Source organism: Pseudomonas sp. NFPP04 (assembly GCF_900113815.1).
GTDB classification, from domain to species: Bacteria; Pseudomonadota; Gammaproteobacteria; order Pseudomonadales; family Pseudomonadaceae; genus Aquipseudomonas; species Aquipseudomonas extremorientalis.
Genome location: NZ_FOQS01000011.1, coordinates 1 through 22,843 on the forward strand (window position 1 = coordinate 1; position 22,843 = coordinate 22,843).

Annotated in this window: 23 protein-coding genes and 1 pseudogene; 9 read left to right on the forward strand and 15 right to left on the reverse strand. The window is 60.9% G+C overall.

The annotated features are described in order from the left end of the window. Window positions 1-316: pseudogene (locus BM017_RS21300) on the reverse strand (hydrolase); the annotation flags it as partial. Here BM017_RS21300 and BM017_RS28930 point away from each other — a divergent pair. Next, the gene (locus BM017_RS28930) at window positions 315-590 is read left to right on the forward strand and encodes a hypothetical protein (RefSeq protein ID WP_139216871.1); all 276 of its coding nucleotides are present in this window, start codon (window positions 315-317) and stop codon (window positions 588-590) included. The pseudogene BM017_RS21300 and the gene BM017_RS28930 sit on opposite strands and share 2 nt — an antisense overlap. Window positions 591-814: 224 nt before the next feature. Here the strand turns inward: BM017_RS28930 and BM017_RS21310 are convergent, their stop codons facing one another. The 9 genes from BM017_RS21310 to BM017_RS21350 form a co-directional block, all read right to left on the reverse strand. After that, a complete protein-coding gene (locus BM017_RS21310) occupies window positions 815-1,591 on the reverse strand; it encodes a LexA family transcriptional regulator (protein WP_092248102.1) in 777 nt (258 codons plus the stop codon). Window positions 1,592-1,805: 214 nt separating this feature from the next. Beyond that, window positions 1,806-2,333, reverse strand: coding sequence for an inorganic diphosphatase (ppa, locus tag BM017_RS21315; RefSeq protein WP_003219382.1), 528 nt, complete (start codon window positions 2,331-2,333; stop codon window positions 1,806-1,808). 109 nt (window positions 2,334-2,442) lie between these two features. Continuing rightward, window positions 2,443-3,258, reverse strand: coding sequence for a M90 family metallopeptidase (locus BM017_RS21320; protein WP_092248105.1), 816 nt, complete (start codon window positions 3,256-3,258; stop codon window positions 2,443-2,445). A gap of 6 nt (window positions 3,259-3,264) precedes the next feature. Then, the gene (locus BM017_RS21325) at window positions 3,265-3,921 is read right to left on the reverse strand and encodes a DedA family protein (protein ID WP_028618093.1); all 657 of its coding nucleotides are present in this window, start codon (window positions 3,919-3,921) and stop codon (window positions 3,265-3,267) included. Between the two features lie 305 nt (window positions 3,922-4,226). Then, window positions 4,227-4,685 (reverse strand): GNAT family N-acetyltransferase, encoded by a 459-nt coding sequence (locus BM017_RS21330; protein ID WP_017528964.1) that lies wholly within the window; start codon window positions 4,683-4,685, stop codon window positions 4,227-4,229. A gap of 92 nt (window positions 4,686-4,777) precedes the next feature. After that, complete coding sequence (eutC, locus tag BM017_RS21335; RefSeq protein WP_092248108.1) at window positions 4,778-5,611, reverse strand: ethanolamine ammonia-lyase subunit EutC; 834 nt, start codon at window positions 5,609-5,611, stop codon at window positions 4,778-4,780. Next, the gene (locus tag BM017_RS21340; RefSeq protein ID WP_092248111.1) at window positions 5,608-7,002 is read right to left on the reverse strand and encodes an ethanolamine ammonia-lyase subunit EutB; all 1,395 of its coding nucleotides are present in this window, start codon (window positions 7,000-7,002) and stop codon (window positions 5,608-5,610) included. Before BM017_RS21340 ends, eutC begins: the two co-directional genes overlap by 4 nt. Window positions 7,003-7,054: 52 nt before the next feature. Continuing rightward, window positions 7,055-8,488: an ethanolamine permease gene (gene eat, locus BM017_RS21345; RefSeq protein ID WP_092248114.1), complete on the reverse strand. Its 1,434-nt coding sequence runs from the start codon at window positions 8,486-8,488 to the stop codon at window positions 7,055-7,057. Window positions 8,489-8,606: 118 nt separating this feature from the next. Next, window positions 8,607-10,127 carry an acetaldehyde dehydrogenase ExaC gene (locus tag BM017_RS21350; protein ID WP_092248117.1) on the reverse strand — a complete coding sequence of 507 codons (1,521 nt, stop codon included), beginning with the start codon at window positions 10,125-10,127 and terminating at the stop codon, window positions 8,607-8,609. A gap of 272 nt (window positions 10,128-10,399) precedes the next feature. On the opposite strand from BM017_RS21350, the gene BM017_RS21355 reads away from it, so the two are divergent. From BM017_RS21355 to BM017_RS21375, 5 genes are all read left to right on the forward strand, one after another. Further along, window positions 10,400-12,316 carry a sigma-54-dependent Fis family transcriptional regulator gene (locus BM017_RS21355; protein ID WP_092248120.1) on the forward strand — a complete coding sequence of 639 codons (1,917 nt, stop codon included), beginning with the start codon at window positions 10,400-10,402 and terminating at the stop codon, window positions 12,314-12,316. A gap of 490 nt (window positions 12,317-12,806) precedes the next feature. Further along, complete coding sequence (locus BM017_RS21360; protein WP_256572987.1) at window positions 12,807-13,544, forward strand: hypothetical protein; 738 nt, start codon at window positions 12,807-12,809, stop codon at window positions 13,542-13,544. 97 nt (window positions 13,545-13,641) lie between these two features. Beyond that, window positions 13,642-14,991: a UDP-N-acetylmuramate:L-alanyl-gamma-D-glutamyl-meso-diaminopimelate ligase gene (gene mpl, locus BM017_RS21365; protein WP_092248123.1), complete on the forward strand. Its 1,350-nt coding sequence runs from the start codon at window positions 13,642-13,644 to the stop codon at window positions 14,989-14,991. Then, the gene (ubiX, locus tag BM017_RS21370; RefSeq protein WP_028618086.1) at window positions 14,988-15,617 is read left to right on the forward strand and encodes a flavin prenyltransferase UbiX; all 630 of its coding nucleotides are present in this window, start codon (window positions 14,988-14,990) and stop codon (window positions 15,615-15,617) included. Before mpl ends, ubiX begins: the two co-directional genes overlap by 4 nt. After that, complete coding sequence (locus BM017_RS21375) at window positions 15,610-15,894, forward strand: YceK/YidQ family lipoprotein (RefSeq protein ID WP_071493681.1); 285 nt, start codon at window positions 15,610-15,612, stop codon at window positions 15,892-15,894. Before ubiX ends, BM017_RS21375 begins: the two co-directional genes overlap by 8 nt. A gap of 53 nt (window positions 15,895-15,947) precedes the next feature. Here the strand turns inward: BM017_RS21375 and BM017_RS21380 are convergent, their stop codons facing one another. From BM017_RS21380 to BM017_RS21390, 3 genes are all read right to left on the reverse strand, one after another. Then, a complete protein-coding gene (locus BM017_RS21380) occupies window positions 15,948-16,589 on the reverse strand; it encodes an oxidoreductase (protein ID WP_092248126.1) in 642 nt (213 codons plus the stop codon). Window positions 16,590-16,618: 29 nt separating this feature from the next. Beyond that, window positions 16,619-18,337: a C13 family peptidase gene (locus BM017_RS21385; protein WP_092248130.1), complete on the reverse strand. Its 1,719-nt coding sequence runs from the start codon at window positions 18,335-18,337 to the stop codon at window positions 16,619-16,621. A 105-nt stretch (window positions 18,338-18,442) separates the two neighbouring features. Beyond that, on the reverse strand, window positions 18,443-18,898 hold the full coding sequence (locus BM017_RS21390; protein WP_092248133.1) for a MaoC family dehydratase: 456 nt from the start codon (window positions 18,896-18,898) through the stop codon (window positions 18,443-18,445). A gap of 163 nt (window positions 18,899-19,061) precedes the next feature. Here BM017_RS21390 and BM017_RS21395 point away from each other — a divergent pair, with 163 nt between their 5' ends. The 3 genes from BM017_RS21395 to BM017_RS21405 are packed head-to-tail and all read left to right on the forward strand — an operon-like array spanning window position 19,062 to window position 20,740. Further along, window positions 19,062-19,415 carry a CidA/LrgA family protein gene (locus BM017_RS21395; protein ID WP_015886074.1) on the forward strand — a complete coding sequence of 118 codons (354 nt, stop codon included), beginning with the start codon at window positions 19,062-19,064 and terminating at the stop codon, window positions 19,413-19,415. Next, window positions 19,412-20,128, forward strand: a complete 717-nt coding sequence (locus BM017_RS21400) for an LrgB family protein (protein WP_092248136.1) — start codon at window positions 19,412-19,414, stop codon at window positions 20,126-20,128. Before BM017_RS21395 ends, BM017_RS21400 begins: the two co-directional genes overlap by 4 nt. Window positions 20,129-20,149: 21 nt before the next feature. Further along, a complete protein-coding gene (locus tag BM017_RS21405; RefSeq protein WP_058427778.1) occupies window positions 20,150-20,740 on the forward strand; it encodes an LON peptidase substrate-binding domain-containing protein in 591 nt (196 codons plus the stop codon). On the opposite strand, the gene BM017_RS21410 is transcribed toward BM017_RS21405, so the two are convergent. Continuing rightward, window positions 20,737-22,053, reverse strand: coding sequence for a bifunctional DedA family/phosphatase PAP2 family protein (locus BM017_RS21410; protein WP_071489886.1), 1,317 nt, complete (start codon window positions 22,051-22,053; stop codon window positions 20,737-20,739). The two genes, BM017_RS21405 and BM017_RS21410, sit on opposite strands and share 4 nt — an antisense overlap. Window positions 22,054-22,069: 16 nt before the next feature. Then, window positions 22,070-22,753 (reverse strand): DNA-3-methyladenine glycosylase, encoded by a 684-nt coding sequence (locus tag BM017_RS21415; RefSeq protein ID WP_092248442.1) that lies wholly within the window; start codon window positions 22,751-22,753, stop codon window positions 22,070-22,072. Between the last annotated feature and the right edge of the window lie 90 nt (window positions 22,754-22,843).

Below are 22,843 nucleotides of genomic sequence, written 5' to 3' on the forward strand. Positions count from 1 at the left end.
GACCGGTGGCCTTGATTGCCTTGACGAAGTCTTCGTTATCCCACGCATTGATCTGACCAGGGCGGGCGATGTAGGGCGCGTCCGGGAACATCTCTTTCAGTTCCGGCACCAGCGGGCCATTGGGGCCTTGCTCGAAGCTGGTGGTGAGGATGGTCGGCAGGTTGAAGAACTTGGCCAGGTCAGCCAGGGCGAGCACGTTGTTCTTGAACTCGTTGGGCGAGAAGTCCTGTACCAGGGAAATCAGGCCGGTCTGGTGGTCGACCAGCAGGACGACGGCGTCGTCTTTGTTCAAGCGGTTGTAGGTTGCAGTGCTCATGGTTGAATCCTTTTTTGTTCAGGTTGGTTGGACGTTGCGTTCAACATGGGCACAGATTAATGGGTGGGCAGTAGGGGATAAATCGGGTGAAACCGGTAATACCGTCAACTCACAGGGGACAATGGTGGCTGCGTCGAAGGTGCTTGGGGAGCCGCTGGGTGCGCCGCAGAGGGCGGTGATGTATTTGATGGAGATGGCGAACAGGATGGCGAATCGGACTGTAAGCCGCCCGCTTTTGGTCATTCAATTGTCCAGCAGCTTGTTGGACAATTGAATTGGGATTTTCACGGGCATTAAAAAGCCGGCTTGTGGCCGGCTTCTCGGGGACTGCCTCAGCTTGTTTTTGACAAACCTCACCAGCCTTCAAATCGCTCAGCCCACAACACGTCTGGCTGAATAGTAGGGGCATCCGCGGTAACTCCTCCGCTTCGCCAGGCAAGGTGGATAGCGTAAAGCCACCCCCTGCCAAATGTGCGGCGCATGATACCCATATTCACCTCAGTTGCCCACCTCCGGATCCGATTTAGAGCCTTCCCAGCCCAACAGATGCTCATCCAGTGGCACGGGCGGGCGGCGGTTATTCAGGGTGGACCACCAGAAAACCCACCCCACAATCTGGAAGTTCTGCTCAAAGCGTTGTTCGTAGGTGAGGTATTCGTCGGGATGCTCGCCGGCATTGTGACTGCGCATGCGCAAACCTCCGCCGGGCCTGTTGTAGAGGTATTTGATGCGCAGCATGCCGTCGTGTTCTACCGCGTAGATCTCGCCGTCGATGATTTGCGTGCGGCCTCGGTCGATGGCGAGGGTGGCGCCTTGTTGGATGATGTCGATCATGCTGTTGTCGACCATGTAGGCGCCCAAAGCGCGGTCGGGGTTTACGTTCAGGGCCTGAAGGGTGTGCTGCGAGAGGCGGATGCGCTCGTTGGAGGTGAATGAAGGGTGGAGATCGATCTCCACGTCGGTTTTTTCCGGGAGGCAGGCGGGGCCTGTGAGGTATTTGCCGCTGGCTTCGCGGGTGGTGGGCAGTCCTTTTCGTGAGCTCGGGCCATCCAGCAGGAAGTTGGCCGGTGGGTGTTTGGGGCCTTCGCCGGTGCGCAGCCAACGGCTGGAGATGCACAGCAGTTCTGCGATCTCGTTGAGTCGGCCCATGGGTACACCGCGCTTGAACCAGTTGTTCACGTGCTGGGGCGTGACACCGCGGTTCTTGGCGAAGTCGGAGGCGGAAAGATGAACTTCCTGTAGTAGCGCTTTTAAACGATCACCTGATGTATTCATAAACGCAGAGTTTACTGGCCGGAATTACAGATCAAATAAACCATGCGTTGAGTTGCGCTTGTAGGGATTTACTTAGTTGTAGCCTGATACTTCGGATTTTGATTTAAATTAAACGTTATTTATAAAACATTGAACTTTCCGTTTAATTTTTCCCACAAAAAAAGCCCCGAATAATCGGGGCTTTTTCAATTGCCGGGGCAATGAGGAGCGGGTATCAGCCTTTGTAGGCGGCAACCGACTTCAGGATCTCGGCGCGGGCGGCGTCTGCGTTGCCCCAACCGTCGATCTTCACCCATTTGCCTTTTTCGAGGTCTTTGTAGTTCTCGAAGAAGTGTTTGATCTGCTCCAGCAACAGTGGCGGCAGGTCGGTGTATTCCTTCACGTCCACGTAGAGCTGGGACAGCTTGTCGTGTGGAACCGCGATCACTTTAGCGTCGCCGCCGCCGTCGTCGGTCATGTTCAGGATGCCGACTGGACGCGCACGGATAACCGAGCCTGGGGTAACCGGGTAAGGGGTTACCACCAGCACGTCGAGGGGGTCACCGTCGTCAGCCAGCGTGTTGGGGATAAAACCGTAGTTGGCCGGGTAGAACATCGGGGTGGCCATGAAACGGTCAACGAACAGGCAGTCGCTGTCTTTGTCGATTTCGTATTTGATCGGCGCGTGGTTGGCCGGAATCTCGATGGCGACGTAGATGTCGTTCGGCAGGTCTTTGCCAGCCGGAATCTTGCTGTAGCTCATTGGGCGTTGCCCCCGTTAATTGGCCATGAAACATGGCCGGATTGGCCTAAAAGTGGCGGCGATTATAGGCACATTCTGACGCCGATGCCATGCGCCAGACGTCGTACGGTCATTCGCCCGGTGGCTGATAGCGCGGGTCGCTGGCTTGCAGTTGACTGAGGCGGGCCAGGGGATCCTGGCGATAAAAGCGGCTGAGTTGGGCGTACACCTGTGGATAACTGCTGACCAGCAAATCCGGGGCGCTGAAAAAATATTCGCTGGTGACGGCAAAGAATTCAGCGGGGTTTTCGGCGGCGTAGGGGTCGATCTCGGTCTCGGCATCCGGGTTGGCATCGAGTTGGCGATTGAGATCGTCGTAGGCGCTCTGCATCACGTTGGCCCACTCCTGCACGCGCATGTCATGGTGCAGTGGCGGCAGGCCGTTGGCGTCGCCGTTGAGCATGTCGAGCTTGTGGGCCAGTTCGTGGATGACCAGGTTGTAGCCTTCCCACTGACCGCTGGCCAGCACGCCGGGCCAGGCGAGGATCACGGGGCCTTGTTGCCAGGCTTCGCCGCTGTGTTCGCCGTCCCACTCGTGTTCGACGCCGCTGCTGTCGCGGTGACGCTGGGGGCTGAGGAAGTCGTCGGGGTACAGCACGATTTCGTGGAAGCCCTGGTACCAGTCGAGGTCGCCCAGGTTCATCAGCGGCAATTGCGCCTGGGCGGCGAGCAGCAGGCGTTGTTCCTGATGCAATTCGACGCCGGGCAGGGCGGTCAGGTGTTTTTCGGCGAGGAACAGCACGCAGGCTTCGCGCAGCCACTGGTCCTGCTCGGTGCTGATGCCGTCGAGGAAGGTCAGGTGATGGCGCACCCGTTGCCAGGTGTCATCGGCAATCGGGTGTTTGGCCAGCAAGCGCCGGCGACGCCAGGCGCTGAGGGACCACATCGCAGGTTACTGCGGCTTGGCTTCGGAGGATGTGCGGCCAAACCGGCTGCGGAACACCCCAATGATCATCGGCACGAGCGACAGCAGGATGATGAACACCACCAGCAGCGACAGATTTTTCTTGATGAACGGCACATTGCCGAAGAAATAGCCCAGGGTTACCAGGCCGCCGACCCAGAGGATGGTGCCGAATACGCTGAAACCGAAGAAGCGCGGGTAGGGCATTTTCGCGATGCCGGCAACGAACGGCGCGAACGTGCGCAGGATCGGCAGGAAGCGCGCCAGGGTCACGGTTTTGCCGCCATGTTTGTCGTAGAAGTCGTGGGTCTTTTGCAGGTAGTCGCGACGGAAGATCTTCGAGTTCGGGTTGCTGAACAAGCGCTCCCCGGCCGTTCGCCCGATCACATAGTTGGTGCTGTCGCCGAGGATTGCCGCCAGCATCAGCAGGCCGGCCAACAGCACCGGGTCCATGCCACCACCCGCAGCGACTGCGCCGGCGATGAACAGCAATGAATCGCCTGGCAGGAACGGCATGACCACCAGGCCGGTTTCGCAAAAGATGACAAGGAACAGAATGGCGTAGATCCACGGACCGTAATTGGTTACCAGCAGGTCGAGGTAGACGTCGAGATGCAGGATAAGGTCGAGCGGGTTGAAATCCATGGATGGCACCTGTGTGAATGGCCCGGCTCAGCAGGCCTGTGCGGAAGCTCGGGTAATAAGGCTACAAGTGTATGCCGCATTTCTTACAACCCTGAAAGGTCCGCATTATACGGATTGAGAGGTGAAAAGCGTGTTGGTTTTGTAGCGAAGGATGTCGTGGTAGCTTCAGGCAAACATCCAGTCTGAACGTGGGAGGGGGCTTGCCCCGATGGGGTAGTGTCAGTCAACACATCTGATACTGACCCAACGCAATCGGGGGAAAGCCCCCTCCCACAGCGGATTTGTGGTGTTTTTGATAGCGATGATCAATCCTCGCTGATCGGCAGCGTGTAGTTCTTGAACTCCGTGTCTTCCCGAAACCCAATGGACTCATAGGTCTTCTGCGCCACTTCGTTGTCGCTGCTGGTCGACACGCGCAGTCGCACCGCGTGGGTCTCCTTGGCCATTTTCTTCGCCGTGCGCATCAGGTTGTCCGCCACCAATTGCCGGCGGGCGTCTTCAGCCACATAGATGTCATTGAGGATCCACACCCGCTTGAGCGACAGCGACGAAAAGCTCGGGTACAGCTGGCAAAACCCCAGCAGCTTCTTGTCATCATCATCCGCCAGGGCCAGGTAGATCACCGACTCCTTGCGCCGCAGGCGCTTCTCCAGGAAGGCCCGCGACGAATCCGGGAACGGCAACGCCCCGTAGAACTCACGGTATTTGACGAACAGCGGGGTCAACAGGTCCAGGTGTTCCAGGGTCGCTTGAGTAATCCGCATGCCAGGCCTCAACTTCCAAATGGGGGATGACCACACAAGCGGCCGTGACTCGATGCTGCCTAATGGCGCGAAAAAGCGCAATCGTGCAGCGTTCAGTCATCCGGTGAACTGAGCAGGAAATTGCCTTTCATCAGGTCAGGATCATCCGACTCGAGGGTCTGCACCTGCGCCTCATCCTTGAGATTGACCCCCGACAGCTGCCGGCGACACGCCTCTCGCATCAAGTAAAGCAGGCGGTGGGCGGCCATGCCGTAGCTCAGGCCTTCCAGGCGCACATTGGAGATGCAGTTGCGGTAGGCGTCGGTGAGGCCGACCTTGGGGTTGTAGGTGAAATACAGGCCCAGGCTGTCCGGCGAGCTGAGGCCGGGCCGTTCGCCGATCAGAATGACGGTCATCTTGGCCCCGAGCAACTGGCCCACTTCATCCGCCACCGCCACGCGGCCCTGTTCCACCAGGATGACCGGCGACAAGGACCAACCGTCTGCGCTGCTCTGTTCTTCCAGGCGCGTCAGAAACGGCAAGGTGTGTTTATGCACCGCCAGTGCCGACAGGCCATCAGCGACCACCACCGCCAAGTCCACGCCGCCGGGGTTGGCCGATGCATGATCGCGCAGCAACTGGGCTGACTCATCGCTCAGGCGCCGCCCCAGGTCCGGGCGTTGCAGGTAGAGGTGACGGTCAGTGGCAGCACTGTGCAGCAACAGGCTGTCACGCCCGCGTTCGGCCAACTGACCGCGCAGGCCCGCATGGTCGAAGGGCAAGTGCACCGCATCCCGCGCCTGGGCGTGGGCAAACTGGAAATCCAGCTGCGCGTTAGTGGGGATGCTGGTGCCGGTGCGGCCCAGGGCTATTCGGGCTGGCGTCAGGCGGCGCAGTTCCAGCCAAGGGTTGTCAGGCAGGTCGAGTTGCACAGGCGGCTCCTTCATCCCAATTGCGCCAAGGCTTGGCGAAACGCCGGTGGCAGGCTGTTGCCGAAGTGCACCTTGCCGTCGGCTTGCGTAAAGATGCCCATTTTCGCCAGCCACTGCTCAAACTCCGGCGCTGGCTTCAAGCCCAGGGTCTGGCGGGCGTACAAGGCGTCGTGGAATGAGGTGGTCTGGTAGTTGAGCATGATGTCGTCGGAGCCGGGAATGCCCATGATGAAGTTGATCCCGGCCACTCCCAGCAGGGTCAGCAGAGTGTCCATGTCGTCCTGGTCGGCTTCGGCGTGGTTGGTGTAACAGATGTCGCAACCCATCGGCACGCCGAGCAGCTTGCCGCAGAAGTGGTCTTCGAGGCCGGCGCGGATGATCTGCTTGCCGTTGTACAGGTACTCGGGGCCGATAAAGCCTACGACGGTATTCACCAAAAATGGTTTGAAATGTCGCGCCACCGCGTAGGCGCGGGTTTCGCAGGTTTGCTGGTCGACGCCAAAGTGCGCGTTGGCCGACAGGGCACTGCCCTGGCCGGTTTCGAAGTACATCAGGTTCTGGCCCAATGTGCCGCGATTGAGGCTCAGGCCTGCTTCGTAACCTTCCTGCAGCACACTCAGGCTGATGCCGAAGCTGGCGTTGGCCGCCTCGGTGCCGGCAATCGACTGGAACACCAGGTCCAGCGGCACGCCACGGTTGATCGCTTCGATGGAGGTGGTGACGTGGGTCAGCACGCAGGCCTGGGTGGGGATTTCATAGCGTTGGATGATCGCGTCGAGCATCTCCAGCATGGCGCAGATCGAGGCGATGCTGTCGGTGGCCGGGTTGATGCCGATCATGGCGTCGCCGTTGCCGTACAACAGGCCATCGAGAATGCTCGCGGCGATGCCGGCCGGCTCATCTGTAGGATGGTTGGGCTGCAGCCGCGTGGACAAGCGCCCGCGCAGGCCCAGGGTGCCGCGAAACTGCGTGACCACGCGGATCTTCTGCGCCACCAGCACCAGGTCCTGCACACGCATGATCTTCGACACGGCGGCGGCCATTTCCGGTGTCAGCCCTGGCGCCAGGGCGCGTAGGGAATGTTCATCGGCCGCGTCGCTGAGCAGCCAGTCGCGCAAGCCGCCGACGGTCAGGTGGCTGACCACGCTAAACGCCTGTTTATCGTGGGTGTCGATGATCAGTCGGGTGACTTCATCGCTTTCATAGGGGATCAGCACTTCGTCGAGGAAGTGTTTGAGCGGGATATTCGCCAACGCCATCTGCGCCGCCACGCGTTCACCGTCGTTCTGTGCGGCGACGCCGGCGAGAAAGTCACCGGAGCGTGCGGGGCTGGCCTTGGCCATCACGTCCTTGAGGCTGTCGAAGCGGTAGGTCTGTGCACCCACCGTGTGGGAAAAACTTGCCATACAGTGTCTCCTTGGCGACGCAGGCACGCGCCTGCGTCGAGGTTTACGGCTATCAGTGCAAGGCGGCCTCTGCGGCCTGGATCGCCGCGAATTCCTCTTCGGGCGTGCCCGCTACCAAGTGATGCCGGCTGTAGAAAGCAAAGTAAGCAATTAATACTCCATAGATGATCGCGGCGCCAATCACCACCCGTGGATCCACCAGAAAGCCCGCTACCACGGCCACGCAGGCCAGCACGAGGGCAACGCCGGAGGTGAAGACGCCGCCCGGCGTGCGGTACGGACGGTCCATTTTGGGGCGACGGATGCGCAGGGTGATGTGCGCGGCCATCATCAGCACGTAGGAAATGGTCGCGCCAAACACCGCCACCAGGATCAGCAGGTCACCCTGGCCGGTCAGCGACAGGCCAAAGCCGATGATGCCGGGGATCACCAACGCCAGCACGGGCGCCTTGCTTTTGTTGGTCTCGGACAGTTTGCGTGGCAGGTAGCCGGCACGCGACAGCGCGAAGATTTGTCGCGAATAGGCGTAGATGATCGAGAAAAAGCTGGCGATCAGGCCCGCCAGGCCTACCAGATTGACGAAGCTGCCCATCCAGGTCGAGCCGCCATAGGACAAGGCCAGCGCCTCCACCAGCGGGTTGCCGGACTTGATCAACGCGTACGTGCCGGCGCCGCCCGGTGCTATTACCAGGATCAGCAGGGCAAAACTGGTCAGCACCACAATGGCGCCAATCAGGCCGCGCGGCAGGTCGCGCTTGGGGTTCTTGGTTTCTTCGGCGGCCAGCGGCACGCCCTCGACGGCCAGGAAAAACCAGATGGCATAGGGGATTGCCGCCCACACACCCACATAGCCGAACGGCAGGAAGGTGCTGGCACCCTTGGCCTCGGTCACCGGGATGTCCAGCAGGTTGGCGACACTGAAGTGCGGCACCATCGACACCAGGAACACGCCCAGGGCAATCGCAGCCACGGCGGTAATCACGAACATCAGCTTCAAGGCTTCGCCGACACCCAAGATGTGGATGCCGATAAAGATGATGTAGAACGCCAGGTAAATCATCCAGCCGCCAATGCCGAACAGCGACTCGCAATACGCGCCGATAAACACCGCGATGGCGGCGGGGGCGATGGCGTATTCGATCAGGATCGCGGTGCCGGTGAGAAACCCGCCCCAGGGACCAAAGGCGCTGCGGGCGAAGCCGTAGCCACCGCCGGCGGTGGGGATCATGGAAGACAGCTCGGCCAGGGAAAAACACATGCACAGGTACATGGTGGCCATCAGCAATGTGGCCAGGAACATCCCGCCCCAGCCACCTTGGGCCAGGCCGAAGTTCCAGCCGGCGTAGTCGCCGGAGATCACGTAGGCAACGCCAAGGCCGACCAGCAGTACCCAGCCGGCGGCGCCTTTTTTCAGTTCGCGTTGTTGGAAGTATTGGGAGTCGACTTTTTCGAAGTCGACAGAAGATCCAGTCGGTTCGCTAGGCATGGGAAAGTACCTTTCATTCTTATTGTTTTTAATTTGGCGTCTTTGTGTCGAATGCAAAATGTGGGAGGAGATAAGCCCCTCCCACATTTGATTGCATTTCAAATGTGCGAGGGGGTAATTAGAAGAAGCCCAGCGGATTAATGTCGTAGCTCACCAGCAAGTTCTTGGTCTGCTGGTAGTGATCCAACATCATCTTGTGGGTTTCACGGCCAACGCCGGACTTCTTGTAACCACCGAACGCGGCATGGGCCGGGTACAGGTGGTAGCAGTTGGTCCACACGCGGCCCGCCTTGATCGCGCGGCCCATGCGGTAGGCGCGGTTGATGTCGCGGGTCCACACACCGGCGCCCAGGCCGAACTCGGTGTCGTTGGCAATCGCCAGGGCTTCGGCTTCGTCCTTGAAAGTGGTGATGCTCACCACCGGGCCGAAGATTTCTTCCTGGAACACACGCATCTCGTTGGTGCCCTTGAGCAGGGTCGGCTGGATGTAATAGCCGCCGGCCATGTCGCCGCTAAGCTTCTCGACCTTGCCGCCGGTCAGCAACTGCGCGCCTTCGCCCTTGGCGATTTCCAGGTAGGACAGGATCTTGTCGAACTGCTGCTCGGACGCCTGGGCGCCGACCATGGTGTCGGTATCCAGCGGGTCGCCGCGTTTGATCGACTCGATCTTCTTCATCACCACTTTCATGAAGTCGTCGTAGATCGATTCTTCCACCAGTGCACGGGAAGGGCAGGTGCACACTTCGCCCTGGTTGAAGAACGCCAGCACCAGGCCTTCGGCTGCTTTATCGATGAACGAAGGTTCGGCTTTCATGATGTCGGCGAAGAAGATGTTCGGCGACTTGCCGCCCAGCTCAACAGTCGACGGAATAATGTTCTCGGCCGCCGCATGCATGATGTGCGAACCCACCGGGGTGGAGCCGGTGAAGGCAATCTTGGCGATGCGCTTGCTGGTCGCCAGGGCTTCGCCGGCTTCCTTGCCGAAACCGTGCACCACGTTCAGCACGCCCGGTGGCAGCAGGTCGCCGATCACTTCCAGCAGCACGTTGATGCCCAGCGGCGTTTGCTCGGCAGGCTTGAGCACCACACAGTTACCGGCGGCCAGCGCCGGGGCGAGTTTCCACGCGGCCATCAGCAGCGGGAAGTTCCACGGGATGATCTGGCCAACCACGCCCAGCGGTTCGTGGAAGTGGTAGGAGGCGGTGTGTTCGTTGATCTCGGCGCTGGTGCCTTCCTGGGCGCGAATGCAGCCGGCGAAGTAGCGGAAGTGGTCGGCCGCCAGCGGGATGTCGGCGTTGAGGGTTTCACGCACGGCCTTGCCGTTGTCCCAGGTTTCGGTGATGGCCAGCAGTTCGAGGTTCTGTTCGATGCGGTCGGCGATTTTCAACAGGACCAGCGAACGGTCCTGGGCCGAGGTCTTGCCCCAGGCGTCGGCGGCGGCGTGGGCGGCGTCCAGGGCTTTGTCGATGTCTTTGGCGGTGGAACGCGGGAATTCAGCAATTGCCTTGCCGTTGACCGGCGAAGTGTTGGTGAAATAGTTGCCATCGACCGGTGCAACGAACTCGCCACCGATGTAGTTGCCGTACTTGGCCTTGAACGAAACGATGGCGCCTTTAGTACCGGGGTGTGCGTAACGCATGGTGGGTATCTCCTGGCTTTTATGTTTATTGGGAGCGCAGCGCAACGAGCGCTTGATAAGCGTAGAGCAAAGGTTGGGCCACCGCTGTGTGAGCCAGCTAAATCAAGGGGTTGGGCATTGTTGCAAGGCGTTGCTGTGGCAGGGTTGATACAGCCTGTGTGACAGTTTGTGCCGTAAACGGTACAGCCCGTGACCGGCGGGTCGGCACGGGATTGCATTGCCTGGATGGCTGGGGGATGCTGGGGGTTCTCACGCAGGGAGAATAATAAGAAATGCACAACGATCATTTCAGTCGCCATGCCCAGCAAGTGCTCACCGTGGCGCATGGCCGCGACCCGTCCAGCGATCCGTCCATCGCCCGCTCCTGGCTGCGCTGCCTGGAGGACTATCACCTCGACCCTGCGCAAACCATTGCCCCCACCGTGCTTGAACACGGGCGCCTGCTGGAAAGCCGCGAGCGCCTGCAGCAGGTGCTGCACATTGCCGGCAGTGAGATGAACAGCCTGCACCAGCAGCTGTCCGGCGCCGGGCATGCGGTACTGCTGACCGATGCGCGAGGCGTGATCCTCAACTGTGTCACCGCGCCGTCCGAGCGCAAGATCTTCGAACGCGCCGGGCTTTGGCTGGGCGCTGACTGGAGCGAAGCGTGCGAGGGCACCAACGGCATCGGCACCTGCCTGGTGGAGCGCCAGTCCCTGACCATTCATCGTGATGAACACTTCCGTGGCCGGCATACCGGGCTGACCTGTTCGGCTAGCCCGGTGTTCGATCCCCATGGCGATCTGCTGGCTGTGCTGGATGTGTCCTCGGCCCGCGAGGCGGTGTCGCGTCAGAGCCAGTTTCACACCATGGCGCTGGTCAATCTGTCGGCGAAGATGATCGAGAGTTGCTATTTCTTGCGCCACTTTGAAAACCACTGGTTGCTGCGCTTTCACCTGCAGGCTGAGTCGGTGGGGTTGTTCAGTGAAGGATTGCTGGCGTTCGATGGCGACGGGCGCATCTGCGCGGTGAACCAAAGTGCGCTGAACCTGTTGGGGCAGTTGCGTGGCGGTCTGCTGGGCCAGCCGGTGGAGGCATTTTTCGAATGCACCCTCGATCAGTTGCTCGGCCGCGCCAGCGCCAATGCCACCGCCAGTTGGCCGTTGCGTACCCGCGATGGTCGGCATTTGTTCGCGGCGCTGCGCGGTCAGGTGCGCAGTATTCCCACACCCGTTGCCAAACCTGCGGTAGTGGAACGGCCGCGCCTGCCCGGCATCTGCCTGGGCGATCCGGCCCTGCAACAGGACTTCAGCAAGGCGTTGCGGGTTTTCGAGCGCGATGTGCCGTTGCTGATCAATGGCGAAACCGGTTCCGGTAAAGAGGCCTTTGCCAAGGCCGTGCATCAGGCCAGCCGGCGGGCCGACAAGGCATTTGTGGCACTCAACTGTGCCGCCATCCCGGAAAGCCTGATCGAAAGTGAATTGTTCGGCTATCGGGGAGGCAGCTTTACCGGTGCGCGCAAAGAAGGCATGCAAGGCAAGTTGCAGCAAGCCGATGGCGGCACCCTGTTTCTCGATGAAATCGGCGATATGCCCCTGGCGCTGCAAACCCGTCTGCTAAGAGTGCTGGAGGACCGGCTGGTGGTGCCGCTCGGCGGTGAGCCCCAGGCGGTAAACGTACGAATTATCAGCGCCACCCATCGCAATTTGCTGGCGCGTGTGCAGGACGGCACCTTTCGCGAAGACTTGTACTACCGGCTCAATGGTCTGGAAATTTCCCTGCCGGCACTGCGTGATCGCGCGGACAAATCCCAGTTGCTGGATTTTCTGCTGGGCCAGGAGGCGGGTGAGCAACAGGTCGCGCTGGATCCTGCTGCACGCCGGGTGTTGTTGGCGTTTGCCTGGCCAGGCAATGTGCGTCAGATGCGCATGGTGCTGCGCACGCTGATCGCGCTATGTACGGACGGTCTTGTTCGGCTTGAAGACGTGCCCGCCCGTGTTCGTGGTTCGCAGACCGCACAGGCAAACAGTGTCATGCCATCGGTTGATTCATCGCTTGATGTCGCCGAACGTGGAGCGTTGCTGGCCGCCTTGGCGCAGCAACACTGGCACATGAGCCAGACCGCGGTTTTATTGGGCATCAGTCGAAATACGTTATATAGAAAGTTGCGCAAGTACGGAATCGCTCGTCAATTGCGCCAGGAATGTTAGTTGCCGGTCGCTTATTAACTGCGGCGTGTAAGTAACGGTTATCGCTCACCGTCCGAGGGGTCGGCTTTGTTTGCGCGGCATTGGTTTTCTGGAACTGGTGGTTGGTTTTTCAAGACGCAAAGGATAAGGCCAATGTGCAATTTGGCCTTGCCTGTCTCAACAACCATCCGTTTCAGAAGTTATCAGGGTGAAGGTTATGCGTATAACAGGTCAGACTCCGGCAACACCTATGCAAACTGAACAACCGTCCACCGAGTCATCAAAAGAGCCCACGGCACCGCCCATTAATTATCCCAGTGATGAAGCCCAAAACGGGCAAGAGGTACACAGTCGTCGCAAGAGAGACTTGTTTTTCAACCCGTTCAGGCGGCGTCCGCCATCACCACCGACACGGGGAAGCAGCGTTGGAGGCTCACGGCCACGCCTCAATCCCCCGCCTGCAAGCCCAGCGCCGCCGACGGGGTCTGCGGGAAGTGCCTTCAAGAGTATTTTGCCAAAGATCACTGGCCAGCCGGTGGCCAATGTGATTCCGTCCCAGACCCATGCTGCTCCCAAGACCTTGGCCGAGGTGACGCAAAACCTGATCGTTGCGGATCGATTGCACAAGGCCGGTGTGTTTTCCACTTCCCCCAAACTCGGCACGGTGGCCCGTGATGCCTTTGTAAATGCGGGTGTCAATGGGCTCGTCAGTGCGCCACTCAGTATTGCAACCTACGCAGGGTCCGCTTGGACAGGAGAGGCGATCAAAGGCCAGTACGCCGCACAGACCCCGGTACTGCCACCGGTGCACCAACCGGCCCCCAGCACTCAGGGGACGACGCCCACGGGCAGTATTTCGACGCAGAATGCCAATGTAGACACGCGATTGGCCCTGGCCGAACTGCGTATCGAGGTCGTGGCGAATAACATCATGGCAATACGGGAGGGGACGGATGCGACGGCCCTCAAATTGGTTGAACGTGATTCACAGTCTCCGGGTGAGCGACTGGCCGCGCTTGAGGCCTTGTACGACGTCGCCGAAAATCAACTCAAGATGATCGGTGATGAAAACGACATGATCTTTCGACCTTACAAAGAAGCTTCCGGCGCAACGACCGGTACCGACAGCAGCCGGCTGGACAGCCTGGACAAGCGTTTTGAGGCGGTGAACAAGTTCATCGGCAAACTCATCGTACTCAAGGCCACCGAGTTACCCGTCGAAACAACAGCTGATACGGCGACCGTCTGAGTCCCCGGGCGGCCCTCCGGGGCCGCTTCCTGACAGCTAAAGAGTGCGATTTTCGCCCCCCTGCGCTAACCTGCCTCGATGTTTTACGAGGTCGACTATGCACATTCATATTCTCGGTATCTGCGGCACGTTCATGGGCTCGATGGCGGTGCTGGCCAAAGAGCTGGGCCACCATGTCACCGGCTCCGACGCCAACGTCTATCCGCCCATGAGCACGCAACTCGAGGCCCAGGGCATCGAGCTGACCCAAGGCTACGACCCGGAGCAATTCGACCCGGTCCCTGACCTGGTGGTGATCGGCAACGCCATGTCCCGTGGCAACCCAGCGGTCGAATATGTGCTCAACAAAGGTTTGCCTTATGTGTCTGGCCCGCAGTGGCTGGCCGACCACGTGCTGCAAGGCCGCTGGGTACTTGCTGTCGCCGGCACTCACGGCAAGACCACCACCAGCAGCATGCTGGCCTGGGTGCTTGAGCATGCGGGCATGAGCCCGGGCTTCCTGATTGGCGGCGTGCCGCAGAATTTCTCGGTGTCGGCGCGCTTGGGCGACACGCCGTTCTTCGTGATCGAGGCGGATGAATACGACAGCGCCTTCTTCGACAAGCGCTCAAAGTTCGTTCACTACCGTCCGCGCACGGCAATCCTGAACAACCTGGAATTCGATCACGCCGACATCTTCCCCGACCTGGCGGCCATCGAGCGCCAGTTCCACCACTTGGTGCGGACCATTCCAAGCGAAGGCCTGGTGATCCACCCGACCACTGAGCCTGCCTTGCAGCGCGTGATCGAGATGGGCTGCTGGACCCCGGTACAAACCACCGGCGCGGGCGGGCAATGGCAGGTCAAGTTGCTCAGCGAAGACGGTTCCCGCTTTGAAGTGCTGTTCGAGGGCGAGGCCCAAGGCATCGTCGAGTGGGACATGACCGGCCAGCACAACGTCGCCAACGCTTTGGTGACCCTGGCGGCTGCGCGGCATGTAGGCGTAGTGCCGTCCATGGGTATCGCCGCGCTGAGTGCATTCAAGAGCGTGAAACGGCGTATGGAAAAGGTCGCCGACGTGAATGGGATTACCATCTACGACGACTTTGCCCACCACCCGACGGCGATTGCCACCACCCTGGATGGCCTGCGCAAGCGCGTTGGCGATGCGCCGATCATTGCGATTGTCGAGCCGCGCTCCAACTCCATGAAGCTTGGCGCGCACCGCGACGGCCTGCCGGAAAGCGTCACCGATGCCGACCAGGTGGTCTGGTACGCACCGGCCAATCTCGGCTGGGACCTGCCGGCGATTGCCGCCCTGTGCACGGTGCCGTCCAGCGTCTGCGACTCCATCGAAGGCATCATCGAACACGTCAAGCACCAGGCCAAGCCCGGCACTCACGTAGTGGTCATGAGCAACGGCGGCTTTGGCGGCCTGCATGGCAAGTTGGCCGAGGCGCTGAAATGAGCGGCCCGGAGCGCGTCACCCTGGCGATGACCGGTGCATCCGGCGCACCCTATGGCTTGCGTCTGCTCGATTGCCTGGTGCGTGAAGACCGCGAAGTGCATTTCCTGATCTCCAAGGCCGCGCAGTTGGTGATGGCCACCGAGACCGACGTGGCGCTGCCGCCCAAGGTGCAGACCATGCAGGCCTTCCTCACCGAATACACCGGTGCGGCGGCGGGGCAGATCAAGGTCTACGGCAAAGAGGACTGGATGTCGCCGGTGGCGTCCGGCTCGGGAGCGCCGGCGGCGATGGTGGTGGTGCCGTGTTCCACGGGCACCTTGTCGGCGATTGCCACGGGGGCCTGCAACAACTTGATCGAACGGGCTGCTGACGTGACCTTGAAGGAGCGCCGCCAGTTGATCCTGGTGCCACGAGAAGCGCCGTATTCGAGCATTCACCTGGAGCACATGCTCAAGTTGTCGAACATGGGCGTGACCATTCTGCCGGCCTCGCCGGGTTTCTATCACCAGCCGCAGACCATCGATGACCTGGTGGACTTTGTGGTGGCGCGCATTCTCAACCTGCTGAACATTCCCCAGGACATGCTGCCACGTTGGGGCGAGCACCATTTGAGCAGCGATGAATAAGGCGCTGCTGGTCCTGCTGGCGCTGCAACTGACGGGCTGCGCCACCGCGCGCACGTTGGACGCGGCGCAACCGGGTGCGCCGGTGGTGTATGCCGGCACGCGGTTGGATTTGTATGCGATGAATGGTGGCTGCTGCGCCAAGGACAGGTTTGGTGCCGAGGCGCCGGGTTATCCTGGGGTGGATCTGCCGGCGAGTGCGTTGCTCGATACCTTGTTGTTGCCACTGTCGGTGTTGACGGTGTTGGGCGTTGGTTTCAACGCCACGGGCGGCCTGTAACCCTGGGGCAAGCCAGCTCGCCACGAAAAAGCCCTTCAGTGGGAAGGGACCGGTTATTTGCCGAGCTTGCGCAACTCGTCCGACTCCACCACCCGCACCCCATCCTGCTCTTCCAGCGCCAGGCGCCACATGGCGCGGGCCAGTTCGCACACTTCAATGCCGTGGTATTTGCCCGGAATCAACCGCGACAGCGGCCCGGCCAATTGCTCCGCCAAGCGCGGTTGCAAGCGTTCCCCCAGCAACAACGAAGGCCGCACGATGGTCAGCTGTGGCCAGTCCTGGGCCCTCAAGGCTTGTTCCATTTCCCCCTTGACGCGGTTGTAGAACACCGAGGATTTCGGGTCGGCGCCAATCGCGCTGATCACGATCAGGTGCCGCGCGCCCATTTCCCGCGCACGCTTGGCGAACGCCACGACCATGTCCAGGTCAACCGCGCGAAAGGCGGCTTCGGAACCAGCTTGTTTGAGGGTGGTGCCCAGGCAGCAGAAGGCGATATCCACCCGGCCGCTCAGTTGTGGCAGGAGCACCGCCGGGTCGCCCACCGGGTTTTCCAAATGCGGGTGTTCGGCCAGCGGCTTGCGGCTGGGCGCAAGCACGCGGGTCACGGTGGGTTCGTTGAGCAGGCGGTCGAGCAGGTGTTCGCCGGTAAGGCCGGTGGCTCCGGCGAGCAAGATATGCTGAGGCGTCAGGTACATGGTGTTTCCCCCTTGTTACACGTTACAGCTTAGTTGCCTTTGGCTTCCTTGCTATTCATTGAGACGCTTTCCAGCGCCTTTCGTGCCTGCTGTTTGCGTAATAATTGCCAGTGGGCGATCACACCCTTGGGGGCCCAGATCTGCGGTTCGGAGGCTTCGAAGTTGTCCGCCTGTTCGCGTTCGGCCACATGCAGTTGCGCCAGCTTGAAGGCTTGCTGCAAGTCGTCGGTCTGGTTGAGGGCTTGGGCGAAGAGGGCGTCGCCGAAATAGGTGAAGTCGGCTTCCTCGGAGCAGCCGAAGGACACGCGGTCGGCCCGGGAGGCGGTCATGATCAGCGTGTGCTCATCCTTCAAGGCCGGGATGAAGCCGCCGGAGTAGCAGGCCGAAATCACCACGATCTTGTCGCGGTTCTTCAGCGGTGCCAGCACGGCCGCCAGCTCATCGGCTGGCAGGTCGGCCAGCTCCATGCGCGGCTGGTCCAGCACCAGTTCGTGTTCGTGGGTACCGTGGCTGGTCATGTAGATGAACACCAAGTCTTCCGGGCCGGTGCGCTCGGCCAGGGTTTGCACGGCGCGACGCAAGCTTTCGCGGGTGGCCAGGGGGCGATCGGTGATGTGGTCGCGGTGATTGACCAGGCGAATCTGCCCGCGTGCGCCGAAGCGGGTGGCGAGCATATTACTGACGTAATCGGCTTCGCGCAGGAACACGCTTTGTTTACCGTCGCCAGCCACGGCCAGGGTGTACAGCTCCACGGCGGGGGTGGAGGCGGGCACGGCGGCGAGGGCTGCATCCAGCAGGCGGCCTTGGGCCAGCACGCCGATTTCCAGGGGGTCGGGCAGCAGCTTGCCGTCGGCGTCACGCACGCGCATGCCATTGACCCAGGTACCGGCCTGCACGGTGCCGTCGGTGAGGACCAGGGTACCTTTGCCTTGATAGTTGTCGCCGTCGAAACCGCCGATATAGAAGCTGCCATCGGTGAGGTTGAGGCGACCTTCGCCGCTAAAGCGCCAATCAGCGAACTGGCCGACGTAGTGGCTGCCATCCACACCGATCAACTCGCCCTTGCCGCTGAGCGCGCCTTCCTTGAATTGGCCGATCCACACGTCGCCATCGGCGTTCTCGTAGCGGCCCTTGCCGTTGAGTTGGTTCTGCTTGAACTGGCCGACATAGATGTCACCGTCGGCGCTGTTGAAGGTGCCGTTGCCTTCCAACTGGCCATCGACGAAATGGCCGCTGAACTGGTTGCCGCTGTCGTCGTTACGCTGGCCTTCGCCATTGGGCTTGCCGTGGGCGAACTGGCCCTGGTACTGGCTGCCGTCCGCCAGCTCCAGGCGACCAAGGCCGGAATACTGGTCGTCCTTGAATTCGCCGCGATAGGTCATCTGCCCCTCTTTGAGGGTGCCTTCGCCATTGCGTCGTCCGTTCTTGAAGCCGCCCACATAGTGGCTGCCCGCCGTGGTCAGGCTGCCCTGGCCATCGAACAGGCCTTGCTGGAACCGGCCTTTATAGACTTCGCCGTTGCTGCCATGCCATTCGCCCTGGCCGTGCCACTGGCCCTTGTCGAACTGCCCGGCGTACCAGCTGCCATTGGGGTAGTCCACGCGGCCCTGGCCCTGCAGCAAGCCATCGACCACATCACCCCGGTAGCGGCCGCCATCAGGCAGGCGCGCATCGGGCGGCAACAGCGATTCGCCATCTCCGCAAGCGGTGAGCAACAGGGCAAGGGCGAGGGGAGCGAGTGGGCGCATAGCGGGATCCGGATAATTGAGCGCCGAGTATGCCGCAGCTGCGAGTTTCATACATAAATTTACATACCCTGTGGTGAGGTTTATTTCCCCACCACAGGCACGGCCTTATACAAAGCAGAGTGACAACGACTCGGCAATGTAAGCCGGTTTTTCCTGGCCTTCGATTTCCAGGGTGCAGGTTGCCTTGAGCAACCAGTGGCCGGGCTTTTTCTCGGACACGTCGGTGAGGGTGACCGCCAGGCGCACGTTGGAGTTGACCTTCACCGGCTGGATGAAGCGCACGCTGTCCAAACCATAATTGACTGCCATCTTCAGGCCTTCGGGCATGATCAGGATGTCTTCGATCAGCTTGGGAATCAGCGACAACGACAGGAAGCCGTGGGCGATGGTGCTGCCGAATGGCGTTTGCGCGGCCTTGACCGGGTCGACGTGGATGAACTGATGATCGCCCGTGGCCTCGGCGAACAGGTTGATGCGTGCCTGGTCGATGGTGAGCCATTCGGAACGTCCCAGTTCCTTGCCGACATAGTCTTTGAGCTGCGCTACGGGTACATGGGGCATTGCGTCTCTCCTTGGTTCATCGGTGCTGTTTTTATCGATTACAGAGAACCAATGTAGATCATCATGGCCAATCGGCCCGGTCAACCCACCATGCTTTTGGCGAATGCCGGTGCATAGGGCGGGCATGCTTATAATGCGGGCGAGTTTCGAGGGGGAAGAACGGATGCTGTTACGGGGCCTGACCTGGCTGGTGCTGTTTCAATTGATCGGCACCGCGATCAATCATTTGCTGTTGCCGGTACTGCCGGGGCCGATCATCGGGCTGCTGCTGATGCTGGGTTTCCTGGTCTGGCGTGGCGAAGTCGGCGAGCCATTGAGCCTGGCCGCCAGCAGCCTGTTACGGTACCTGCCGTTGCTGCTGGTGCCGCCGGCGGTAGGCGTGATGGTGTATGCCAAGGACATCGCCGCGGACTTCTGGGCCATTGTCGGTGCGCTGGTGTTGTCACTGGTGATTGCCATGGGCTTTGTCGGCGTGTTGATGCAGCAGATGGTCAAGCGCAAGGAGAAGGATCAATGACCTTCGACTGGCAGGGCGCCTGGGCGGCGGTGATCCATCACCCGTTGTTCGGCATCGGCATCACCCTGGGTGCCTATCAACTGGTACTGGCCGGTTTCGAGAAAACCCGCTGGATCTTCCTGCAGCCTGTACTGGTTTCCATGCTGCTGGTGATCGGCGTACTGATCAGCTGTGGCCTGAGCTACGCCGAGTACCGCAAGAGCACCGAGATCATGGGCATCCTGCTGGGCCCGGCGACGGTGGCCCTGGCGGTGCCGCTCTACTTGAACCTGCGGCGCATTCGCCAATTGTTCTGGCCGATTTTTACTACGCTGGTGATAGGCGGAGTGTTGGCCACCGGCCTGTGTGTACTGCTGGGCTGGTGGTTTGGCGCCGAACACAGGATGTTGATGACCATGGCGCCCAAGTCGGTGACCTCGCCGATCGCCATGCTGGTGGCCGAGCAGATTGGCGGTGTGGCGGCATTGGCGGCGGTGTTTGTGCTGATCACCGGGGTGATCGGCGCGATGATCGGCCCGGCATACCTGTCGCGCCTGGGCGTGCACAGCCCTGAGGCGCGGGGCATGGCCCTGGGCATGACCGCTCACGCGGTCGGCACCTCAGTGGCGTTGCAGGAAAGCGAAGAGTGCGGCGCCTTTGCGGCGCTGGCCATGAGTCTGATGGGCGTGGCCACGGCAGTGTTCCTGCCGCTGGCTGTGTCGGTGATCGTTTAAACCGGGTTTAAGGAAACCTTTATGAGTCTGGCGCTGTTCCCACTCAATACCGTGCTATTCCCAGGCTGCACCCTCGACCTGCAATTGTTCGAGGCGCGCTATCTGGACATGGTCGCCCGCTGCATGAAAAAGGGCGAAAGCTTCGGCGTGGTGTGCATCCTCGACGGCAAGGAAGTGGGCCTGGCCCCGGACGGCTACGCGCTGATCGGCTGTGAAGCGCTGATCCGCGACTTCAAGCAGCAGGACAATGGCCTGCTGGGGATTCGTGTCGAAGGCGGTCGCCGGTTCCGGGTGCGTGACGCGGGCGTGCAGAAAGACCAACTGCTGGTGGCTGATGTGCAGTGGCTCGAAGAACTGCCGGATCAACCGCTGGAAGAAGAGGACGCCGACCTGCTGGCATTGCTCCAGGCGTTGGCCGAGCATCCGATGGTGGCCTCGCTGGACATGGACGCCCACGCCGACGGGCAGCAAGCCTTGGGCAATCAACTGGCGTATCTGCTGCCATTCACCGAGGCCGACAAGATCGACCTGCTGCAACTCGACGACCCGCAGCAGCGCCTGGATGCGATCCAGATGCTGCTCGATGAGTTGCAGGGCGAGTTGTTCACTTAATAGGCATAACGCAGCAGGGCGTGGGGCGTGCCGGTGAGGGCGATAAAGCTGAGCACCGCCACCAATGCTGGCAGCAACAGCCACCAGGCTTTTTGCGGCATCGCCGGCAGCGGGCTGCGGTACTGGCTGACCCCCAGGCTGAACGCACATACCGTCATCGCCAGCAGCGTGCCGGCCAGGATGTCTGTGGGCCAATGCGCGCCCAGGTAGACCCGCGACAATGCGATAAAGGCGGCGGGAATGCAGCCCAGCAGCATCCAGGTCAGGCGTAGCCGGATGGGTTGCCCGCGCCCGGCCAGGACCGCGAGGGCCAGGAAAAACGCAAACGCGCCGGATGCATGGCCGCTGGGCATACTGAAACTGGTCAGTGGGTCTGTGAGGATTTCCGGGCGGCCACGGGCGAAAAACAACTTGGTTCCGGTGTTGATCACCGCCGCACCGGCGAGGGTCGCGCCGACAAACACCGCATGGCGCCATTGCCGAGCCACTAGCAGCAAGCCGGTAAACACGGCGCTGGCGACGAACATCTTCTTGAATTCGCCCAGTTGGGTGATGCGCACCATCACTTCGTCCAGCCAGGGGCTGCGGTGCTCCTGTACCAGGGCGCTCAGGCCCTGGTCAAAGTCATTGAGGTGGGGGTAGCCGATAAACAAGGCGATCAACATCGTCAGGCTGGCGCAACCGATCCAAAGGGTAGCGCGACGATGGCCACGCAGGCTGCTGTTCAGGCTCAGGCCCACCACCACCGCGATACAGGCTGCTACCACTCCCGCTTCAGGCCAGAAACCCTCCGGCAATGGCAGGCGGAACGCGGCGCCGGTCGCCCAGCCTGGCAGCAGGTACGCCACCGACCAGCCCGCCGCCGCCACGAGGCTGACAATCGCAAAACGCGGGAAGGGCATGTCGCACATCCCGGCCACCATCGGCAGCATGGGCCGCAGCGGGCCGATGAAGCGCCCGACCAGCAGGCTGGCAATGCCGTACTTGTGGAAGTAGGTTTCGGCGCCGTTCATCCATTCCGGGTGATGACGCAAGCCGGGCAAGCGCCGGATGTTCTGGTGGAAATGTCGCCCCAAGTAGTAGGAAACCCCGTCACCCAACAATCCGCCGAGGAAGCCCAGCAGCAGGGTCTCGCTCAGTGACAGCGCACCGCTGCCGGCGAGGGCGGCAATGGCAAACAACAATACCGTGCCCGGCACGATCAGCCCGGCGATGGCCAGGCACTCCACGCAGGCGACGATAAACACCGCGACCGCCAGCCATTCGGGGTTCAGGGTCAACCAGCCGGTAATGCTATCGAGCCATTGGCCCATACAATCCACTCCATGCTCAAATCAAAAAATAATCGCGGCCTTCGACCTGGCCCCTGCGCAGCGGGTTCCGCGTGCAATAAGGCGCGTAGCCAGCATCGACGAAGCGGTACATCAGGTGTTCATCACGCCCGCTGGGAATCCCCAGGCGGGTGGTCTGGATGATCTGGGTCGGGGTCTGCCCCACATCTTCCACGTAGAGCCGTTCCTGATCGAAGCGCTTGGCATCCCACATCGGCACCTTCAGACCCAAGGCCTTACACAGCAGGGTCTGGCCGGCGCACAGTTTTTGCGAGGCGCGGGGACTGCCGTCGGGGGTCGGGTTGTTCAACAACATCTGTGCCAGGCTGGCCGGGCCTGATACCTCATCGACCCATGGATAGGCCGATTTGATCAACACGGCATTGCCTGGTCCATGGGCGCTGAAGTTCAGCGAATCGCCACCCCGGGCGTAGTACATGTAGATATGCCCGCCATCCAGAAACAAAGCCTTACGCTTTTCTGTGTAGCCCAATGAGGCGTGACTGCCTTTTTCCGCCACGTAATAGGCTTCGGTTTCAATAATCCGCGCCGAAAGCCAGGTTTCACCGACGCGATGGCGGATGACTTTGCCGAGCAATTCCTGCGCAAGCAGTTGCGCGTCACGGTCGAAGAAGCAGTCGGGCAGGGCGCTGGCGGGGAGTTGCGGCGATGAACTGGGCATGGCGGTCAGGGTAAATACGGCTAAATGTGACGGAATCATAACAACTCCCACCTTAATTACCGCTGAACCCCAGGTTTTTACAGTTCATTT

What these genes read in the sequence shown, in the direction of transcription:
- BM017_RS21330 (WP_017528964.1), bottom strand. Translation starts at nt 4,685, where the DNA reads ATGCGGATTACTCAAGCGACCCTGGAACACCTGGACCTGTTGACCCCG.
- eutC (WP_092248108.1), bottom strand. Translation starts at nt 5,611, where the DNA reads ATGAAGGAGCCGCCTGTGCAACTCGACCTGCCTGACAACCCTTGGCTG.
- BM017_RS21350 (WP_092248117.1), bottom strand. Translation starts at nt 10,127, where the DNA reads ATGCGTTACGCACACCCCGGTACTAAAGGCGCCATCGTTTCGTTCAAG.
- eat (WP_092248114.1), bottom strand. Translation starts at nt 8,488, where the DNA reads ATGCCTAGCGAACCGACTGGATCTTCTGTCGACTTCGAAAAAGTCGAC.
- BM017_RS21410 (WP_071489886.1), bottom strand. Translation starts at nt 22,053, where the DNA reads ATGGGCCAATGGCTCGATAGCATTACCGGCTGGTTGACCCTGAACCCC.
- BM017_RS21405 (WP_058427778.1), top strand. Translation starts at nt 20,150, where the DNA reads ATGAGTCTGGCGCTGTTCCCACTCAATACCGTGCTATTCCCAGGCTGC.
- BM017_RS21310 (WP_092248102.1), bottom strand. Translation starts at nt 1,591, where the DNA reads ATGAATACATCAGGTGATCGTTTAAAAGCGCTACTACAGGAAGTTCAT.
- mpl (WP_092248123.1), top strand. Translation starts at nt 13,642, where the DNA reads ATGCACATTCATATTCTCGGTATCTGCGGCACGTTCATGGGCTCGATG.
- BM017_RS21375 (WP_071493681.1), top strand. Translation starts at nt 15,610, where the DNA reads ATGAATAAGGCGCTGCTGGTCCTGCTGGCGCTGCAACTGACGGGCTGC.
- BM017_RS21415 (WP_092248442.1), bottom strand. Translation starts at nt 22,753, where the DNA reads ATGCCCAGTTCATCGCCGCAACTCCCCGCCAGCGCCCTGCCCGACTGC.
- BM017_RS21325 (WP_028618093.1), bottom strand. Translation starts at nt 3,921, where the DNA reads ATGGATTTCAACCCGCTCGACCTTATCCTGCATCTCGACGTCTACCTC.
- BM017_RS28930 (WP_139216871.1), top strand. Translation starts at nt 315, where the DNA reads ATGGTTGAATCCTTTTTTGTTCAGGTTGGTTGGACGTTGCGTTCAACA.
- BM017_RS21380 (WP_092248126.1), bottom strand. Translation starts at nt 16,589, where the DNA reads ATGTACCTGACGCCTCAGCATATCTTGCTCGCCGGAGCCACCGGCCTT.
- BM017_RS21385 (WP_092248130.1), bottom strand. Translation starts at nt 18,337, where the DNA reads ATGCGCCCACTCGCTCCCCTCGCCCTTGCCCTGTTGCTCACCGCTTGC.
- BM017_RS21390 (WP_092248133.1), bottom strand. Translation starts at nt 18,898, where the DNA reads ATGCCCCATGTACCCGTAGCGCAGCTCAAAGACTATGTCGGCAAGGAA.
- ubiX (WP_028618086.1), top strand. Translation starts at nt 14,988, where the DNA reads ATGAGCGGCCCGGAGCGCGTCACCCTGGCGATGACCGGTGCATCCGGC.
- BM017_RS21395 (WP_015886074.1), top strand. Translation starts at nt 19,062, where the DNA reads ATGCTGTTACGGGGCCTGACCTGGCTGGTGCTGTTTCAATTGATCGGC.
- BM017_RS21355 (WP_092248120.1), top strand. Translation starts at nt 10,400, where the DNA reads ATGCACAACGATCATTTCAGTCGCCATGCCCAGCAAGTGCTCACCGTG.
- BM017_RS21320 (WP_092248105.1), bottom strand. Translation starts at nt 3,258, where the DNA reads ATGTGGTCCCTCAGCGCCTGGCGTCGCCGGCGCTTGCTGGCCAAACAC.
- BM017_RS21400 (WP_092248136.1), top strand. Translation starts at nt 19,412, where the DNA reads ATGACCTTCGACTGGCAGGGCGCCTGGGCGGCGGTGATCCATCACCCG.
- BM017_RS21340 (WP_092248111.1), bottom strand. Translation starts at nt 7,002, where the DNA reads ATGGCAAGTTTTTCCCACACGGTGGGTGCACAGACCTACCGCTTCGAC.
- ppa (WP_003219382.1), bottom strand. Translation starts at nt 2,333, where the DNA reads ATGAGCTACAGCAAGATTCCGGCTGGCAAAGACCTGCCGAACGACATC.